The organism is Pradoshia sp. (assembly GCF_051873915.1).
Classification (GTDB): Bacteria; Bacillota; Bacilli; order Bacillales; family Pradoshiaceae; genus Pradoshia.
The window spans coordinates 1-3726 of the sequence record NZ_JBJEFJ010000018.1 but is presented as its reverse complement, the minus strand read 5'-3'; the positions used below and the strand labels follow the sequence as shown (position 1 = coordinate 3726).

Genomic DNA, 3726 nt, shown 5'->3' with positions numbered 1-3726 from the left:
AATAGCATGGCGTTAAGCAATGGGATAAGAGAGATAATCGAATGATCGTCCTCTCTCTTTGATTAGTTTCTCCAAATAAGAGCGTATATCCGAGGGGATATACGCTCTTGTTAATGTGATTATTTGTTTTATAGTATGATTTATTTTATGTTTTTGTAGATAATAAAATTTAATTTTAACTCAAAATAAAATATTATGTCAATAATAAATTTGCTTATTTAGTAAAAAATGTTATAATAGTCTTACAGTTGTTTATTATCCGTATTTCAAATTCCGTTGAACCGTGTGAAGATAGAATTTGGATACGTTTTTTTATATCCTTTTATAAACGGAAGAAAGAAGTCAAACAATTGTGTGAGCTTTAAAATTCTCGGTAACCAAGTTTTTATTCTCAAGGAGGACTTGAATAATGAATCTGATCAATAAGAAAGTTACACACAAGCGTTTTGGCATGGGAAGTATCGTTAAGCATAATGATTCTAGCATTGAAATAAATTTCGAATCAGAAAATAAACTATTTGTTTTCCCTGATGTATTTGGAAAGCACTTAAAAATACATGATAAGAGTGATGCGGAGTCACTCGAGAAAATTATACAAAAGAAAGAAGATGAACGAAGAGAGGAAGAATGGAAAAAGGAAGAGGAAAAAAAGCTGCAGCAAAAAAAACAAGAGCTTCGAATAGAACACGAAAAACTAATGAAAAATCATAAGCTCCATCCTGAATCACAAATGGTTTTTTGGTGTGATAAAGAAGAGAGAAATCTTGCCTTTTCAGAGTGGAGAGTCTTTTCAGGGGTCATAAAAAGTGGCAGTAACAAGGGGAATCCGAACAAGCCGGTCCGCCTGCACCAAAATAGTGCGGTCCTGTTAACGGCAATCGACCCCGGCATGCCTGAAAAAGACAGACGTATTTTAGGCGTCTATATGGTAAATGAAAAATTTATCGGCAAGCTTTGTAAGGATGGGACTATTCCTGCTCATTCCAAATACAGAATCCAGCTTACCGAAGAGGAGTCAGATCAGCTTCGCTTCTGGGAGTATTATGTTAATCAAAAATCTCCGGATAAAATGACATGGAATACAGGGAAATACCGTTATTTCGATAATTTATGGATGGCTCAAATCTTGCTTGATATCATTTCATTGAAAAGGGATCCAAATGAGCGAGAGCTGGCACAACAATTTTTTGACCATTATTGTAAAATGAATCAGATAGCTGAGCAGGAGATACCAAAGCGGAATGGCGTATTAATGCGTGCTTAGAAAACTAAATGAATGGAGAGAAGCTTCTCATGAGTTCAAGTAACTTGTGGGAGGCTTCTTTTTTTTGACCTCGTACAGTTGGCTATTTTACAAAAAAAGGATTGTCTGCTGCTTTATCGAATAGTACATAAAGGACCAAAACTACACTTCGAGAGGTGAATGAATGATGAAAAAGAGAAAGGGTCTGTACGTCATATTGATATTGATTAGTGTTGTTCTTCTGTCATTTGCGAATGGTCAACCGCTTAGTGAAGCAGGTGCAGCTAAAGGGAATTCAAAGGTAAAGGATTTTAAGGTGGAAGAATATTTTAAGGATATTAACGGGACATTCGTATTGCGGGATTTGAGAAATGAGAAGACCTTTGTGTATAACAAGAGCCGAGCTAATGAGCGATTTGCTCCTCAGTCTACCTTCAAGGTGCCAAATTCATTGATTGGGCTCCAGGTTGGAGCGGTAGAGGATGAATATGATATTAAGTATTGGGATGGAATCGAAAGGGAAATTCCGGTCTGGAATCAGGATCATGTGCTTGGGTCTGCCATGAGGAATTCTGTCGTGTGGTATTATCAGGCGATGGCGCGTGATATAGGGATGGATCGAATGGATGAATGGGTGCATAAGATATCTTATGGAAACGAAGATATCAGCGGAGGAATTGATCAGTTCTGGTTAAGCAGCTCGCTTAAGATTTCGCCAGTAGAGCAGGTTGAATTCCTAGAAAGCCTTTATAGAGAGGAACTTCCCTTTGACCAGGATGTCATGAAGACTGTTAAACGCATGATGATTCAGGATGAAGGGGATGACTATATCCTTTACGGGAAAACAGGACAAGGGTCCGGCATAGGCTGGTATGTAGGTTTTATTAAGAACGATAAGAGGGCATACAGCTTTGCGGCAAATATTGATGGCACGAGTGCAGATGCTAAGGGGATTACATTGGAAATCTTAGAGAAGTATGGATTGATGGGTGAGTGAGCCTGCTAAAGATCATATAACCATGGATGGGCCTTATGTCAGCATGAAATAGCCGGCAATGAAGCTGTGATAGTGAGTGATACTAGAGAGATTGAGAAGAGAGATGAATGGACAGTTACCAGTTATAAATAAAAGGCAGAAATGTTGTTAAATACAATATTTCTGCCTTTTGACATCTCTAGTTACATAATTCAAAAGGGATTAGTGGAACAGTCCTCTTGGGTGTATCATTCAGTTATTTATCCTTTAATGAAAGTCCTAAATTATTTGCGATAGTGATGTAGAATTCTATCGTTTTGTTTTTGTAGTTAATCTTTGTTTTGTTAATCTTCTTAATATTTGCTAGTCTATAGTCCGCATACTTCAGGAACAGAGTGAAGGAGGAGTTCTGTAACTGTTCGATAACTGGAATATCAACTTCAAAGTAAGCGATTGAGTTAGAGCCAGGAACAAATTTCAATTCACATTCCAGGTCATTATCAATTCGGTTTCTATCCCGGATGAGGACGGAATTGATTTGCTTTATATTTCTGCTAAAGATTTCTATATGTTGGATAAATTTTTTATCCGCATAATAAGAGTCTAGCGCTCTTACATACATAGGAATCTCGAGTAGCTTATGTTTACCGGTTAAGAATGGTACTTCATAATAGGCGATATCATCTTGAATGATGTATTTTTTGTACTTATCTCTTTTCATCCAGGTGAACAGTTTGGTAAATTCCTCCGTCCGTCCCTCAACATATAGCTCCATTGCGAGCTTGTATGTTGGATGCTCGATTTGGTCGAGAAAGTTATAGGATAAGTCCTGTGTTGTTTGATATGCTTGTTCAAGCAGTTCAAAGAACTTTTCCTTTTCCGTGGAATTGACGAATGCCATGCTGTCAAAGGTACGCAGGAAATCATATTCATAAATTCGATTAAGCAGTACTTTCTCTTGATGAACAGGAAGATGCTGGTCTTTGATGTGTTGAATTACTTTTAAGTCAGAAGCTCTTTTATCAAGAACACTGGTTACTTTTGTGAGAGATTGATTATTGTCGTCCAAACGATTTACATAATAGATCGGTTCCATTGTCGTTGAAACGGTTGGACTATTTAACAGAACATCAAAGAAGAATAACTTATCTTCAGCGAACTTCATTTCAGGAAACCCGATATGTTGGTTATGTAGAAGAGAGGTTCTCATCATTCTGGCTGTCGGACCCATATGATAAAAGAAATACGGGATGTCAAAAGGAGACACACGTCTTCTTTCTTTATTGGATTGCCATTCTCCAATAATGCTTTCCCCATGTGTACTAACTTTTATCGTTTTGCCGACAGCATAGTTGTCTCCTGTTTCTTCTAAGATATCACTCAGTGCCTTTAAACCATTTGGATGAAACCAATCATCTGCATCTATGAATGAGATGTATTTTCCAGTTGCAAGTTCAATGCCAATATTCCTCGGAATGCCTGGAGTTCCTGTATTTTGGTTGAGGAT

General features: G+C 37.5%; 3 protein-coding genes. 2 read left to right on the top strand and 1 reads right to left on the bottom strand.

What is annotated here, in order from left to right; translation table 11 throughout:
* The first annotated feature begins 409 nt into the window (after positions 1-409).
* On the top strand, positions 410-1264 hold the full coding sequence (locus ACI35L_RS01920; RefSeq protein ID WP_439802136.1) for a malate synthase: 855 nt from the start codon (positions 410-412) through the stop codon (positions 1262-1264).
* A 166-nt stretch (positions 1265-1430) separates the two neighbouring features.
* Complete coding sequence (gene blaOXA, locus ACI35L_RS01915; RefSeq protein ID WP_439802137.1) at positions 1431-2240, top strand: class D beta-lactamase; 810 nt, start codon at positions 1431-1433, stop codon at positions 2238-2240.
* Between the two features lie 235 nt (positions 2241-2475).
* Here blaOXA and ACI35L_RS01910 read toward each other — a convergent pair.
* On the bottom strand, positions 2476-3726 hold a 1251-nt coding region (locus tag ACI35L_RS01910), incomplete at its 5' end, for a glycosyltransferase family 2 protein (RefSeq protein ID WP_439802135.1).

What these genes read in the sequence shown, in the direction of transcription:
- ACI35L_RS01920 (WP_439802136.1), top strand. Translation starts at nt 410, where the DNA reads ATGAATCTGATCAATAAGAAAGTTACACACAAGCGTTTTGGCATGGGA.
- blaOXA (WP_439802137.1), top strand. Translation starts at nt 1,431, where the DNA reads ATGAAAAAGAGAAAGGGTCTGTACGTCATATTGATATTGATTAGTGTT.